The organism is Nocardia sp. NPDC050413 (assembly GCF_040655475.1).
Taxonomy (GTDB): domain Bacteria; phylum Actinomycetota; class Actinomycetes; order Mycobacteriales; family Mycobacteriaceae; genus Nocardia; species Nocardia coubleae.
On record NZ_JBFAJZ010000007.1, the window covers coordinates 64,793 to 79,101 of the forward strand.

At 66.9% G+C, this 14,309-nt stretch carries 16 protein-coding genes; 10 read left to right on the forward strand and 6 right to left on the reverse strand.

Annotated elements, in window-relative coordinates; translation table 11 throughout:
• Positions 1-47 precede the first annotated feature (47 nt).
• Complete coding sequence (ramB, locus tag AB0I19_RS18520) at positions 48-1,454, forward strand: acetate metabolism transcriptional regulator RamB (protein ID WP_067641970.1); 1,407 nt, start codon at positions 48-50, stop codon at positions 1,452-1,454.
• A 3-nt stretch (positions 1,455-1,457) separates the two neighbouring features.
• On the opposite strand, the gene AB0I19_RS18525 is transcribed toward ramB, so the two are convergent.
• Positions 1,458-3,287 carry an acyl-CoA dehydrogenase gene (locus AB0I19_RS18525; protein ID WP_357150261.1) on the reverse strand — a complete coding sequence of 610 codons (1,830 nt, stop codon included), beginning with the start codon at positions 3,285-3,287 and terminating at the stop codon, positions 1,458-1,460.
• Between the two features lie 319 nt (positions 3,288-3,606).
• Here AB0I19_RS18525 and urtA point away from each other — a divergent pair, with 319 nt between their 5' ends.
• From urtA to AB0I19_RS18555, 6 genes are all read left to right on the forward strand, one after another.
• Complete coding sequence (gene urtA / locus AB0I19_RS18530) at positions 3,607-4,857, forward strand: urea ABC transporter substrate-binding protein (RefSeq protein ID WP_067641972.1); 1,251 nt, start codon at positions 3,607-3,609, stop codon at positions 4,855-4,857.
• A gap of 63 nt (positions 4,858-4,920) precedes the next feature.
• A complete protein-coding gene (gene urtB, locus AB0I19_RS18535; RefSeq protein ID WP_357150262.1) occupies positions 4,921-5,805 on the forward strand; it encodes an urea ABC transporter permease subunit UrtB in 885 nt (294 codons plus the stop codon).
• A complete protein-coding gene (urtC, locus tag AB0I19_RS18540; RefSeq protein WP_357150263.1) occupies positions 5,802-6,914 on the forward strand; it encodes an urea ABC transporter permease subunit UrtC in 1,113 nt (370 codons plus the stop codon). Before urtB ends, urtC begins: the two co-directional genes overlap by 4 nt.
• A complete protein-coding gene (gene urtD, locus AB0I19_RS18545) occupies positions 6,911-7,717 on the forward strand; it encodes an urea ABC transporter ATP-binding protein UrtD (protein ID WP_357150264.1) in 807 nt (268 codons plus the stop codon). Before urtC ends, urtD begins: the two co-directional genes overlap by 4 nt.
• A complete protein-coding gene (gene urtE, locus AB0I19_RS18550; protein ID WP_067641975.1) occupies positions 7,710-8,402 on the forward strand; it encodes an urea ABC transporter ATP-binding subunit UrtE in 693 nt (230 codons plus the stop codon). The genes urtD and urtE overlap by 8 nt, the downstream gene beginning before the upstream one ends.
• 14 nt (positions 8,403-8,416) lie before the next feature.
• Complete coding sequence (locus tag AB0I19_RS18555) at positions 8,417-9,121, forward strand: GntR family transcriptional regulator (RefSeq protein WP_357150265.1); 705 nt, start codon at positions 8,417-8,419, stop codon at positions 9,119-9,121.
• 82 nt (positions 9,122-9,203) lie between these two features.
• Here the strand turns inward: AB0I19_RS18555 and AB0I19_RS18560 are convergent, their stop codons facing one another.
• Complete coding sequence (locus AB0I19_RS18560; protein ID WP_357150266.1) at positions 9,204-10,085, reverse strand: NERD domain-containing protein; 882 nt, start codon at positions 10,083-10,085, stop codon at positions 9,204-9,206.
• 186 nt (positions 10,086-10,271) lie between these two features.
• On the opposite strand from AB0I19_RS18560, the gene AB0I19_RS18565 reads away from it, so the two are divergent.
• Positions 10,272-10,823 (forward strand): carboxymuconolactone decarboxylase family protein, encoded by a 552-nt coding sequence (locus tag AB0I19_RS18565; protein WP_357150267.1) that lies wholly within the window; start codon positions 10,272-10,274, stop codon positions 10,821-10,823.
• A gap of 82 nt (positions 10,824-10,905) precedes the next feature.
• Positions 10,906-11,283, forward strand: a complete 378-nt coding sequence (locus AB0I19_RS18570) for a VOC family protein (RefSeq protein ID WP_067641979.1) — start codon at positions 10,906-10,908, stop codon at positions 11,281-11,283.
• Here the strand turns inward: AB0I19_RS18570 and AB0I19_RS18575 are convergent, their stop codons facing one another.
• Complete coding sequence (locus tag AB0I19_RS18575) at positions 11,284-11,667, reverse strand: hypothetical protein (protein WP_084457356.1); 384 nt, start codon at positions 11,665-11,667, stop codon at positions 11,284-11,286.
• 172 nt (positions 11,668-11,839) lie between these two features.
• Positions 11,840-12,673: an NmrA family NAD(P)-binding protein gene (locus tag AB0I19_RS18580; RefSeq protein WP_357150421.1), complete on the reverse strand. Its 834-nt coding sequence runs from the start codon at positions 12,671-12,673 to the stop codon at positions 11,840-11,842.
• Positions 12,674-12,764: 91 nt separating this feature from the next.
• Here AB0I19_RS18580 and AB0I19_RS18585 point away from each other — a divergent pair, with 91 nt between their 5' ends.
• Positions 12,765-13,154 carry a helix-turn-helix domain-containing protein gene (locus tag AB0I19_RS18585; RefSeq protein ID WP_357150268.1) on the forward strand — a complete coding sequence of 130 codons (390 nt, stop codon included), beginning with the start codon at positions 12,765-12,767 and terminating at the stop codon, positions 13,152-13,154.
• On the opposite strand, the gene AB0I19_RS18590 is transcribed toward AB0I19_RS18585, so the two are convergent.
• On the reverse strand, positions 13,151-13,837 hold the full coding sequence (locus AB0I19_RS18590; protein WP_357150269.1) for a polysaccharide deacetylase family protein: 687 nt from the start codon (positions 13,835-13,837) through the stop codon (positions 13,151-13,153). The two genes, AB0I19_RS18585 and AB0I19_RS18590, sit on opposite strands and share 4 nt — an antisense overlap.
• A 130-nt stretch (positions 13,838-13,967) precedes the next feature.
• Positions 13,968-14,282, reverse strand: a complete 315-nt coding sequence (locus AB0I19_RS18595; protein ID WP_225278427.1) for a L,D-transpeptidase — start codon at positions 14,280-14,282, stop codon at positions 13,968-13,970.
• Positions 14,283-14,309: the final 27 nt, after the last annotated feature.

The window sequence follows — 14,309 nt, forward strand, 5'->3', positions numbered from 1 at the left end:
CTAAGAACTGGTTGGCAACCCTGCGAAACCGCCCATAAACTGGACATATGGCCAAAACCTATGTCGGTGCGCGGCTGCGCCAGCTGCGTACCGAGCGTGGGCTGAGCCAGGTGACGCTGGCCCAGAAACTGGAGATCTCGGCCAGCTACCTCAACCAGATCGAGCACGATGTGCGGCCGCTGACGGTCCCGGTGCTCACCCGCATCAACGAGGTCTTCGGCGTCGACCCCACCTTCTTCTCCGCCCAGGACGACACCCGGCTCATCGCCGAACTGCAGGAAGTCGTGATGGATGCCGAGCTGGGCATCGAGGCCGACACCAAAGAGATCGCCGACATGGTGTCGGCGCATCCGTCGATGGCGCGGGCCCTGGTCGCCATGCACAACCGGTACCGCAACACCAGCGCCCAGCTGGCCGCCGCCACCGAGGACCGTTTCGCCGACGGCTCGGGCAGTGCCGCGATCAGCAAACCGCACGAGGAAGTGCGCGACTACTTCTATCAGCGCCAGAACTACATCCACGAGTTGGACACCGCCGCAGAGGATCTCACCGCCCGCATCCGTTTCCACGGCGGCGAGGTGAGCACCGAGATCGCCCGGCTGCTCCGCTCGCACGGTGTGCGGATCAGCGAGCGTATCGACCTCGGCGAGGGCGTGCTGCACACCTACGACCCGCAGACCAAGCAGCTCGAGATCTCCCCGCACCTGTCCGGCGGGCAGCGCACCTTCAAACTGGCCGCCGAACTGGCCTATCTGGAATGCGGCGGACTGCTCGAAAAGCTGGTCGAGGAGGGCAATTTCGCCTCCGACGCGTCACGCAAGCTGGCCATGCTCGGCCTCGCCAACTACTTCGCCGCGGCAACAGTGTTGCCCTACACCCACTTTCACGAGGTGGCCGAGGACTTCCGGTACGACATCGAACGGTTGTCGGCGTTCTTCTCGCAGAGTTACGAAACCATCTGCCACCGCCTGTCCACCCTGCAACGCCCGTCGCTGCGCGGTGTGCCGTTCTCCTTCGTCCGCGTGGACCGCGCGGGCAATATGTCGAAACGCCAGTCCGCCACGGGTTTCCACTTCTCCGCCAGCGGCGGCACCTGCCCGCTGTGGAACGTCTACGAAACCTTCGCCTATCCCGGCAAGATCATGACCCAGATCGCCCAGATGCCCGACGGCCGCAAATACCTCTGGGTCGCGCGCACCGTGGAACGTCGCGCCACCCGCTACGGCCAACCGAGCAAGACCTTCGCCATCGGCCTCGGCTGCGAACTCCGCCACGCCTCCCGCGTCGTCTACGCCGACGGCATCGACCTGGGCGAAGCCACCGCCACCCCCATCGGCGCGGGCTGTCGAGTCTGCGTCCGCTCCAACTGCCCCCAACGCGCCTTCCCCCCACTGGGCAAGTCCCTGGACATCAGCGAACACCGCAGCTCCGTCTCCCCCTACCTCATCAAGTAGCGGTCAGAAGGCTTCTTCCGGGATGGCCATGATGTCGGTGTCGAGGGCGGCCAGGACGGAGCGGGTCGCGGTGAGTTCGGGGAGGACGTTCTTGGCGAAGAAGGAGGCTACGGCTACTTTGCCCTGGTAGAAGGGGCGGTCCTTGGCGGAGGATTCGCCGGTGAGGGCGGCGGCGGCGATCTCGGCCTGGGCGAGCAGGCGCCAGCCGATGAGCAGGTCGCCGACGGCCATCAGGAAGCGGACCGAGCCCAGGCCGACCTTGTAGAGCTCGGCCGGGTCCTGTTGGCCTGCCATGGCGTAGCCGGTGAGGGTGGCGGCCATGGCGGCGACGTCGGACTGGGCGGTGCGCAGCAGGGCGCGTTCGGTGGCGAAGCGGCCGGAATCGTTGGCCAGGAACGCGGTGATCTGAGCGTTGAGGTGGCCCATCGCGGCGCCGCCGTCGCGAATGATCTTGCGGAAGAAGAAGTCCTGGGCCTGGATGGCGGTGGTGCCCTCGTACAGCGAGTCGATCTTCGCGTCGCGGATGTACTGCTCGATCGGGTAGTCCTGCAGATACCCGGACCCGCCGAAGGTCTGCAGCGATTCGGTGAGCAGCTGATACGCCCGCTCGGACCCGACACCCTTGACGATCGGCAGCAGCAGATCGTCGATCCGGTGCGCCATCTCCGGGTCGGCGCCCGAAACCAGCTGCGCCACATCCACATTCTGATGCGCGGCCGTGTAGAGGTACACCGCCCGCAGCCCCTCCGCGTACGCCTTCTGCATGGCCAGCGACCGGCGCACATCGGGATGATGGGTGATGGTCACGCGCGGCGCCGTCTTGTCGGTCATCTGCGTGAGATCAGCGCCCTGCACCCGCGTCTTGGCGTATTCGAGCGCGTTCAGATACCCGGTCGACAACGTGCCCGACGACTTCACCCCGACGGTCATGCGCGCGTTCTCGATCACCTTGAACATCTGCGCGATCCCGTTGTGCACCTCACCGACCAGCCACCCCTTGGCGGGCACACCGGTGGCGCCGAAGGTGAGTTCGCAGGTGGGCGAGGATTTGATGCCCATCTTGTGCTCGAGCCCGGTGACGTACACACCGTTGCGGTCGCCGATCTCCATGGTGTCGGGGTCGAAGAGGAACTTCGGCACGTAGAACAGCGACAGACCCTTGGTACCCGGCCCCGCGCCTTCGGGCCTGGCCAGCACCAGGTGGAAGATATTCTCGGCCGCCTCGCCCACATCGCCACCGGAGATGAACCGCTTCACCCCTTCGATATGCCAGGACCCGTCGGGCTGCGGGATCGCCTTGGTGCGGCCTGCGCCGACGTCGGAGCCCGCGTCCGGTTCGGTGAGCACCATCGTGCCCTGCCAACCGCGCTCGAAACCCCCACGCGCCCAGCGCTTCTGCTCCTCGGTACCGATCTCGTAGAGCACCGAGCCCATGAGCGGGCCCATGTTGAAGAAGCTGGCCGAGGGGTTGGCACAGATGATGAGCTCGTTGATGGCCCACAGCAGCACATTGGGCGCGGGCGTGCCGTCCATGCCCTCGGGCATGCCGAGCCGGTACCACTGCGCCTCGTGCACGGCGGCCACGGTCTTGCGCAGCGGCTCGGGCACGGTGATGTCGAAGGTGTCGGGGTTGTAGGTGACCGGGTTGCGGTCGGCCTCGGCGAAGGTCTCCGCGATCGGCCCCTCGGCCAGCCGGCGCACCTCGTCGAGGATGTGACGCACCGTGTCGGAGTCCAGGTCGCCGTAGGCGCCGGTGTCGAGGAGCTTGTCGAGCCCGAGTACCTCGAAGAGATTGAATTCGATGTCACGCACGTTGGCCTTGTAGTGCCCCACTGGGCTCCTCCTCGACTGACCACCCCGCGGCCCGAGCGCCGCGAGATTCCGGCTGTTCGACGTCGTACGAATCGCCAGCGTGCCGCACGGGCGCGTGGCTACGCAACCGTAGCCACGCCGTAGCTCCCCGCCGAACAATTCACACGGACGAAACAGACGAAACGGGCACGTGATCGGGAGATATTCCGCTGCAACATGTTCCATCTACTGTTCCGCTCACGAATACAGCCGCTGTATACAACCCGGTGTACAGCCAGGCAGCGGTGTGTTCGTTGTGGCGCGCGTGCGCCGCCGTTACACCTGATGAGGAGAACGCCCCATGTCTGATTCCCGTGTGCTCAGGGCACTGGCCGTCCCCACGGCGGTAGCCCTGGCCGGCCTGTTGCTCACCGGCTGCGGCGCCCGCGACGACGCCTCGACCGGTTCCACCGCGGCGTCCTGCGTCGACACAACCAAAGACACCATCAAGGTCGGTTCGCTGCACTCGCTCTCGGGCACGATGGCGATTTCCGAAGTCACCGTTGCCAATTCGACCAAGCTGGCGGTCGACCAGATCAACGCGGCGGGCGGGGTGCTCGGCAAGAAGATCGAGATCGTTCCCGAGGACGGCGCGTCCGACCCGAAGACCTTCGCCGAGAAGGCCGAGAAACTCATCAGCTCCGACTGTGTCGCCGCGGTGTTCGGCGGCTGGACCTCGTCGAGCCGCAAGGCCATGAAGCCCAAGTTCGAGAGCCTGAACTCGCTGCTCTACTACCCGGTGCAGTACGAGGGTCTGGAAGATTCCAAGAACATCTTCTACACCGGCGCCACCACCAATCAGCAGATCGTCCCGGCCCTGGACTACCTGAAGCAGAAGGGCATCACCTCCCTCTACCTGGTCGGTTCGGACTACGTCTTCCCGCAGACCGCCAACCGCGAGATCAGGGCCTACGCCGCCGCCAACGGCATCGAGATCAAGGGCGAGGACTACACCCCGCTCGGTTCCACCGACTTCTCCACCATCGTCAACAAGGTGCGCACCGCCAAGGCGGGCGCGGTGTTCAACACCCTCAACGGCGACTCCAACGTGGCGTTCTTCCGTGAGTACTCCAACGCGGGTCTGAAGGCCGCCGAGATGCCGGTGGTCTCGGTGTCGATCGCCGAGGAAGAGGTCGTGGGTATCGGCGCGGATCGCCTCGCCGGCCAGCTGACCGCCTGGAACTACTACCAGACCGTCGATTCCCCGGCGAACAAGAAGTTCGTCGCCGACTACAAGGCCGCCTTCGGCGCCGACAAGCCCACCTCCGATCCGATGGAAGCCGCGTACGCCTCGGTGTTCCTGTGGAAGAACACGGTGGAGAAGGCGAAGTCGTTCGCGGTGGCCGACATCCAGGCCGCGGCCGACGGTGTGAGCTTCGAGGCGCCCGAGGGCACCGTCACCATCGACGGCTCCAACCACCACGTCACCAAGGTCGCCCGCATCGGTGAGATCCGCCCCGACGGCCTGATCTACACGGTGTGGGACTCCGGCAAGGCGATCACGCCCGACCCGTACCTGAAGTCCTACGAGTGGGCCAAGGGCCTCAAGTAACAGCCGACAGGTGTGGGACGCGCCGCGCGCGTCCCACACCGCTTTCGCTAGGAGTCCACCACCATGGACGTGCTGATCGGCCAGCTCTTCACAGGGCTGAGTCTGGGATCCATTCTTCTGCTCGCCGCGCTCGGTTTGTCGCTGACCTTCGGTCAGATGGGCGTCATCAATATGGCGCACGGCGAGTTCATCATGGCCGGTTGCTACACCACCTATGTTGTGCAGCAGGTCTTCTCCTCGGCCGGTGTGTCGCTGGCCGTCTCGCTGATCGCCGGTTTCCTGATCGGTGGCCTGCTCGGTGCCGTCCTGGAAATGGGGCTCATCCGCTACATGTACGACCGCCCGCTCGACACTCTGCTCGTCACCTTCGGTGTCGGCCTGGTGTTGCAGCAGGCCGCACGTGACATCTTCGGCGCGCCCGCCAAGAACGTGCTGGTGCCCGAATGGCTCAGTGGCGGAATCACCATCGCCGGTGCGGTGGTGCCCAAGACGCGCATCTTCATTCTGGTGCTCGCCATCGTCGCGGTGACCGCGCTGGCCGCCGTCCTCAAGACGACCCCGATGGGCCGTCGCATCCGCGCGGTCGTGCAAAACCGTGGTCTCGCCGAAACCAGCGGTATATCCAGCAGATTCACCGATATCAGCACGTTCTTCATCGGCTCGGGCCTGGCGGGTGTGGCCGGTGTCGCGCTCACGCTCATCGGTTCGACCAGCCCGACCATCGGGCAGAGCTATCTGATCGACGCCTTCCTCGTGGTGGTGATCGGTGGGCTCGGCCAGATCAAGGGCACGGTGATCGCGGCGTTCGCGCTCGGTCTGCTCAATTCCTTCATCGAATACTCCACCACCGCGTCGATCGCGAAGGTGATCGTGTTCGTGCTGATCGTCATCTTCCTGCAGGTCCGCCCGCAGGGTCTGTTCACCGTGCGGACGAGGAGCCTGGCATGAACGCACTGACTGAACGCCTACGCGCCTATCCCCGGCTCAGTCCACTGGCCGGGTTCGCGGTCGCGGCGATAATCCTGTTCGCCGTCGCCCCGGCGGTGCTGAGCGACTTCCGGCTGAACCTGCTGGCCAAATTCCTGTGCTTCGCGATCGTGGCCGCGGGCATCGGATTGGCTTGGGGCCGTGGCGGAATGCTCACCCTCGGGCAGGGTGTGTTCTTCGGCATCGGCGCCTACATCATGGCCATGCACATGCAGCTCGCCGACGCCGCGCGCCTGGGCAACGAGGTGCCGGAGTTCATGGAGATCTCCGGCATCAGCGAACTGCCGGGCTTCTGGCAGCCATTCGAATCCGCGTCGGTCGCGATCCTGGCCATCCTCGTGCTGCCCGCGCTGGTCGCGGCCGTGCTCGGGTACGGCGTGTTCAAGCGGCGGGTGCGCGGCGCGTACTTCGCCATTCTGAGCCAGGCGCTCGCGGCGGCGCTGGCGATTCTGCTGACCGGTCAGCAGGCCATCGGCGGCTTCACCGGGCTGTCGGATTTCCGGGCGTTCTTCGGGTTCCGCCTCTCGGACCCGGCCAACCGGCAGATGCTGTTCTTCATCGCGGCGGGCACGCTGCTCGTGGTGGTCGCGCTGATCCGTCAGCTCAACCGCAGCCGCTACGGCGAGCTGCTGATCGCGGTGCGTGACGCCGAGGAGCGGGTGCGTTTCCTCGGGTACGACCCCGCGAATATCAAGATCGTCGCGTACGTGGTCGCGGCGTTCCTCGCCGGTATCGCCGGTGCGCTGTTCACGCCGATCGTCGGCATCATCTCGCCCGCCGATATCGGTGTTGTCCCGTCGATCGCGTTCCTGATCGGGGTCGCCATCGGTGGCCGCACCACCCTGCTCGGTCCGGTACTCGGCGCGATCGGTGTCGCCTGGGCGCAGACCTCGCTGTCGGAGTCGTTCCCGTCGGGCTGGACCTACCTGCAGGGCGTGCTGTTCATCGTGGTCGTCGGGTTCATCCCCGCCGGTCTCGCCGGACTGTGGCCGATGGTCAAGGGATGGCGCGCCAGTCGCAAACCGGAAACACCCGCCGTGGTCACCGAGGAGAAGGTGCTGGCCCGATGACTTCACACGAACCCAAGCCCGGCGGCAATGCGGGCATGAACAGCGACTACCTCGAAATCCGGGGTCTGTCGGTGAGTTTCGACGGTTTCAAGGCGGTCACCGATGTCGACCTGACTGTCCTGCAGGGCGACCTGCGGTTCCTCATCGGCCCCAATGGCGCGGGCAAGACCACTCTCATCGACGCGATCACCGGCCTGGTCCCCGCGACCGGGTCGGCGCAGAAGTCGGGCACCGAGCTGCTCGGCAAGAAGGTGCACCAGATCGCCCGGCTCGGTGTGGGGCGCACCTTCCAGACGGCGAGTGTGTTCGAGCAGCTCACGGTGCTGCAGAACCTCGACATCGCGGCGGGCGCGGGCCGCTCGGCGCTGTCGCTGCTGCGTGCGCGCAAATCCGTGCTGCCCGCCATCGAAGAGGCCTTGGAGACAACGGGTCTCACCGCACTGCGCGACAAACCCGCCGGTGTGCTCGCGCACGGGCAGAAGCAGTGGCTCGAGATCGGCATGCTGCTGGTGCAGAACGCCTCGGTGCTGCTGCTCGACGAACCCGTCGCGGGCATGAGCGCGGAGGAACGCGAGGAGACCGGAAACCTGTTGCGCCGCATCGGTAGTGACCGCGTGGTCCTGGTCGTGGAGCACGACATGGACTTCATGCGGTCCTTCGCCACCTCGGTGACGGTGCTCGCGGGCGGCAAGGTGCTCAGCGAGGGCAGCGTGGAACAGGTGCAGGCCGACCCGCGCGTGCAGGAGGTCTACCTCGGCACCGCGGCCATGGCAACCACAGACAAGGAAGCCGCCGATGCTTGAACTAGACGAGGTCCGTTCGGGATACGGGCGCACCGAAGTGGTCCACGGCGTGAGCCTGACCGTCCCCGACGACAGCGTGGTCGCCATCATGGGCCACAACGGCGCGGGCAAGACCACCCTGCTGCGCACCGCCGTCGGACTGCTGCCGACAAAGTCGGGCACCATCACCTTCGACGGCGAGAAGATCAGCAAGCTCTCGCCGTCGCAACGGGTGAAACGGGGCATCGCCTATGTTCCGCAGGGTCAGCAGAGTTTTCCCCAGCTCTCCACAGCCGAGAACCTGCAGGTGGTGGCCGACGGTCGCAAGCGCGGCAAGGCGCTGATCGACGAATCGCTGGATCTGTTCCCCGCCCTGCGCGAGCTGCTCACCCGCAAGGCCGGGTTGCTCTCGGGTGGTCAGCGGCAGCAACTCGCCATCGCCCGCGCTCTCATCACCGAACCGAAACTGCTCATCCTCGACGAGCCGACCGAGGGCATCCAACCCTCGGTCGTCGCCGAGATCGAGCGGACCATCATCGAATTGACGCAGCGCGGCGGGTTGAGCGTGCTGCTGGTGGAGCAGCACATCGGTTTCGCGTTGCAGGCCGCCCAGCAGTACTACGTGCTGCACTCGGGGCACGTCGGTTCCACTGGACCGGGCGGGGCGGGTGCGGAATCGGCTGTGCGCGCGGCGATGGCGATCTGAACGCAGGCCGCGCCATGGGCAGGGGTGGGCGGGTTTCGCTGGCCGACCGCGTGTACGAATCGCTGCGTGACGACCTGGCGACCGGTCGGCTCGCACCGGCCGAGCGGTTGCGCGCCGAACGGCTGGCCCGGCGCTACGGCGTCTCGCGCACTCCGGTGCGCGAGGCGCTGGCCCGGTTGCAGGCCGACGGGCTGGTGCAGCGGCATCCGGAGGGGCTGTACCTGTACCGGCCACGGCTGGCCGAACTCGACGAGCTGTTCGAGTTGCGAATGGTGCTGGAGACACGCGGGTTTCAACGTTTGGTGCTCGGTTCGGCGGCGGCCCCGGCCGGACACGACCTGGCCGCCGTCCGCACGGAACTCACGCGCTGGCAGGAATTCAGGGACACGCCGCCTCGCCCGGGCCCAGAGCTGGTCGCCGCCGATGAGCAGTTCCACACCGAACTGCTTCGGGCAGCGGGCAATTCGGCCCTCGCCGAAGCGCTGAGTGCCGTCTACATCCGGGTCCGCCCCGTGCGCACGATGGACGTGCCGACCACCGACCGGGTCGCGGCGATGACCACCGAGCACATCGCCATCGCCGAGCACGTGCTGGCGGGACGCCGCGAGCGCGCCATGCACACCCTCGTCACCCACATCACCGCATCCTGTGTGCATGTGCGGGCGCGGGCCGAGCAGGCTATCGCCTTCACGAAACTCGGTGGGACTGTGCGTGATTGACGGTTGCGTCGCGATGTCGATGCCAACCGGGCAGGTCGTAGCTCGGCCCGAGCCACGATGGTGCGGCGGTGTCGGACGGGAGTCAGCAGTCGGACTGGAACGGCCAACAGTGGGCGGGACGATGCGTGACGGTGACCGGGGCGGGTGTGGTCGACTCGGTGATGTCGGAGACCGTTCGTGGGGACGGTGAGTCGGTGAGCAGGGCCAGGATCACCATCACCAGCACGATCAGCATGCCGAGCACAGCCAGTCCGAACACGATCAAACCTGCCAGTTTGCCCTCCTTGGCCGGTTCGGTCGGCGGGGCGGGCGGTTCGACACGACGGGGGCGTGGGGCGCGCGGTGCCGGGTCGGGGCGTTTGGCCGGGAAGCCGTCGTCGGTGAGCTCGGTACGGGTGGGGGCGAGGTCGGCCAAGCCGAGGGCGGCGCAAGTGTTTAGCACCCGCTCGACGGTCCATTCGCGCGGGCCGACCGAGAAGTTCTCCAGGTAGACGCGCAGTTCGTGCGCGTCTACGGTATTGGCGACCAGCACGTCGAGGCCCGGACGTAAGGCGGTGCGCGCCGGTCGAACCACCACACCCCGGTACGGCACGAGCACCACCGCGCCGCACACATGCCTGCTCTCCTGCAGCGCGTGTTCCAGCGCCACCCGCACCGCGTGCACACCGTGTTCGAGCCGGTCGGTCAGCCCGCTCGACGGTCCGGCCTCCAACTCCAGCGGACTGTCACTGATCGTCCACGCCCCCGTATTCGACAGGGCAAGCAAACCGCTCTGCCGTCGCCGGAATCCCAACACGTCGAGCACCGTGATCCCCCGTGGCGTCACCACCACCGCGTCGAGGCGCCGATCCCCCACCTGTGGGTCGATCAGGGCGAGCCCCGGGCTCGGATAGGCGCTCAGGCATTCGACGAACTCCCGCTCGGCGCCGGTGAGTTCCGCGCCCGGCCTGATCCGAACCAGCATTGCGATGTTCCCCTACCACTGCTGCGACCTCACCGCCGCTGCGCGCTGCGGTACCCAAATCATGACGCGCAACTGTTCCGAAAACCACTGGAAACCAAAGAAAAACCGACTCGCCACCGTGCGCGCGTACCGCCGAGTACGCTGTCGATTCCGACGGAACCGAGCGATAAGACGAGGTGGACGACGATGGCCGCAACGCCCCTACCACGCATTTCCCCCGGCCGGTTGGGCGAACTCGGACCGATCAACTGGGTTGTCTGGCAGGTACTTTCTCGCGCGGCGGGCACGGCGGACGCCCACCTTTTCAGCACGCTCGGTCGCACACGTGGGCTGTTCCGGGGTTGGCTGCATTTCTCCGGCAAGCTCATGCCCGGTGGGCGATTGCCGCGCGCGGAGGCCGAATTGGTGATTCTGCGGGTGGCGCATCTGCGCGACTGCGGTTACGAGGCCGACCATCATCGCCGGCTCGGGCGCAAGGCCGGACTCACGGCGGTCGAGGTGGACCGCGTGGCGGCGGGGCCGGAGGCGGAGGGGTGGACGCCGCGTCAGCGGGCGCTGCTCACCGCGACCGACCGGCTGGTGACCACCCGCGATATCGACGACGCGGCGTGGGCGGAGCTGGCCGCGCACTACGACGAGCGGTTGCTCATCGAGATCGTGTTGCTCGTCAACCAGTACGAGGGCCTGGCGTCGACCATCACCACGCTGCGGATCGAACGCGACATCTTCAAGGTGTGATCCAGCTCATAGAGCGGTGCGTGGTCATTCTTCGCAGACTAAAAGCGTACAAAGTACGGAATAACGTCATCGAGGAGAGTCCATGCAGATCACCGCTTCCGCCGTCTCGCTCAATGTGGACGACCCGCAGGCGTCGGCCCAGTTCCTCATCGACCACCTCGGTTTCACCGAGAACATGGCCGCCGACGGGTTCGTCAGCGTCGGGCGGCCCGACGCGGGCATGGACGTCATCTACCTGCGCACCGGCTTGAAGTCGTTCAAGCCGGCGCGCATCGCGGGCAGCGCGGGCGAGGGTGTGCTCGTGGTCTTCGTGGTCGACGACATCGACAGCGAATACGAGCGATTGCGCGGCGCGGGCGTCCCGATCGAGACGCCCATCGAAACCGAGGAATGGGGCGAGCGCTACTTCCAGATGACCGACCCCAACGGGGTGGTCATCCAGCTCGTGCAGTGGGTGTGATCAGCGGCGCGCGACCCGCAACGCGGCCACGATCAGCGGAATCTGCAGCGGCAACCGCGCGATCACCCCGGCCTTGAAAGCGGGCGAGGACTTGGGGTTGCCGAGCACGTCGACGGTCATCTGCACATTGGCGGGGAAGACGGCGACGAACAGGCCGGCGGCGAGCCACCCGCCGAAACGCCTGGTCCTCGGCACCGCCAGCGCCGTCGCCACCCCGAGCTCGGCGACCCCGGAGCCGTAGGTATAGGCCCGGGGTTCGCCGGGCAACTGCTTGGGAACGATGCCGTCGAACAGCTTCGGCGCGACGAAATGCAGGACACCGACCACGAACAACAAACCGCTCAGGTAGGTGTGCGCGCGTCGACGGGGAGTTTCATGAGCCACGCTCCGCACTGTAGCGGTGCGGACCGGGGACGTCACCGGGCACTTGGGCCGCCCCCGGACGCCGGTCACCTTCTAACGGGTGCGCCGCCGGTCCCCGTCGGCACTGAGCTTTGCTGGACGGGGACCGCACAGGGTCCGGTTGAAGCCGATGGAAACCTCGGGGGCCCGGGGCTCAGGCGGGCGCGAAGACCGAGGCTGCCGGGGTGGCCGGGCGGCCGAGGAGCTTGGCGAGGTCGCCGGTGCGCACCTCGAGGAAGCCCTGTGCGATGCCTGCGTCCGAGTCGGCGAGGACCGTGGCGAACTGCTCGTCCACGCCCCCGGCGTGCAGCGTGGCAGCGTAGTCGCTGACCGGCAGGTTCTCGTAGCGCACAGTCGCGCCGGTGGCGGCACCGATCGCGGCGGCCAGGTCGGGGCCGGACAGGGCCTCGTCGCCACCCAGCTCGTAGACGCGGCCCGCGTGCCCGTCGCCGGTGAGGACGCGGGCGGCGGCCTCGGCGTAGTCGGCCCGGGCCGCACCCGAGACGCGACCCTCGTCCATCGCGCCGTGCAGCACGCCGGTCCGCGCGGCGAGGGCCGCGGCCTGGCTGTAGTTCTCCCAGTACCAGCTGTTGCGCAGCAGCACCGTCGGCACCGACGCACCCGCGAGCACCTCTTCGGTGCCGCGATGTTCGGCGGCCAGGATCATCGGGTTCACCTCGGCCTGCGGGATGCTCGTGTAGGCCAGCAGCTCGACGCCCGCGCGTTCGGCCGCTCGAATCACGGTGGTGTGCTGGGCGACCCGCGCACCGAACTCGTTGCCCGAGATGAGCAGCAACCGGTCGACACCGACCAGCGCGGCATCGAGTGCTGCCGCGTCGTCATAGGACGCCCGGCGTACTTCGACATCGAGATCGGCCGCCTTCGCCGGATCCCGCACGATCGCCACCGGCCGCTCACCCGCCGCCACCAACGCCTCGACGACGAGCCTGCCCAGCTGTCCACTCGCTCCGGCCACCGCAACAGTCATGACTTCCTCCGAACTGATCGACATGCACTAACTATTAGTAAGCACTATGCATTCAGTAGGCGCTGTCGTCAAGGAGGGTAAGATCACCGGTATGAGTGAGCAGCACCTCGACGACGATCAGACGCTGGAAGCCGACGTCTTCGCGCGCGACTGCGCGTCCAGGTCGGTGCTGCAGAACGTCGCGAGCCGGTGGGGTGTGCTCGCCCTGGTGGCGCTGCGGGAGGGCCCTTTCCGCTTCAGCGCGCTACGCAGGCGGGTCGACGGGGTGAGCGAGCGCATGCTGTCGCAGACCCTGCAGGCCCTCGAGCGTGACGGCATGGTGCATCGCGAAGTCCTCGAGGCCATTCCGCCGCGCGTGGAATACACCCTCACCGAGCTGGGCACGCAGGTGGCCGACCGGCTGCACGCGCTGATCGAGGTCCTCGAAACCAATATCGACACGGTGCAGGCGGCGCGCTCCGGCTACCGCGGCAACGGCTAGTTCTTCGCCAGCAGTTCGGAGACGGTGGCGAACCGGTATCCCTGTGCGCGCAAGCCGGTGACGATGCCCGGCAGGGCGGCCGCCGATTCGGTGCCGTGCATGACGTGCAGCAGCACGATGGAACCGGGCCGGGTCTGTTCGAGGGTCGTGGCGAGCACGGTGTCACGGTCGACGCCGCCCGCGGAATCGGGTTCGACATCCCAGGTCACCGTGGTGCGGTCGTGGTCGGCGAGGTATTTCGGCAGCCCGTAGAGCTTCTTGCCGTAGGGCGGGCGGAAGGTGATCGGCCCCTGATAGCCGGTGCGCCGGATCTCGGTGTCGGTGCGTTCGATCTCGTCACGCACGGTGTCGCCCGAAACCAGCACCATGCGGCGATGCGTGTAGGTGTGATTGCCGATTTCGTGTCCCGCCGCCGCGATCGCCTGCCCCCATTCGGGACGCGCGGCGAGATCGTCACCGACGAGATAGAACGTGGCGGGCACCTGCAATTCGGCCAGCGTCCGCAGGATTTCCGGCGTGCGTTCGGTCGGTCCGTCGTCGAAGGTGAGGGCGACGACCTTGTCCTGGGTTTCGACGCGGTTCACGAGTTCGCCGGTGAGCTGGTAGGTGCGCGAATTCATCAGCACATAAAGCCCCGCCACCACCGCGACCACGACGACAAGCACCGCGGCCGCACCCGTCAACCATTTCCGTACCGCCCCTCCGCGTATTTTGGCCCGACTGGAGGACGGGGCGGATGGGGTCGGCGGCCGACGGAAACTCACCGGGTCAGGTTAGCCCGTACCCGGTGAGTTGCCCATGTTCGTGCGTTGATCAGGGGATTACTTGCGTGATGTCGCCGGGGTTCAAGTAGTCGAAGAATCGGTGAGCGCCGTCTTCGGTCATGCGGACGCAACCGTGCGACTTCGAGGTGACCGGGCCGACGTGGAAAGCCATGTCGCCGTTGAAGAATGTCGCCCACCGCATCGGTGCGTCGTGCATGGTGCTCCAGTGGAATTCCCGCTTGAAGGAAATGCGGGTCACCGCGGGCGGAGTTTCGAAGCCCGCCATTCCGTGCGAGATCGGTGTCGGCCCGAAGACCACCCGCCCGTTGTCGACCAGCCATGCCTCGTTCGTCGACAGCCGCATGCACGCCCTCGCCTCGACCACCGGGCA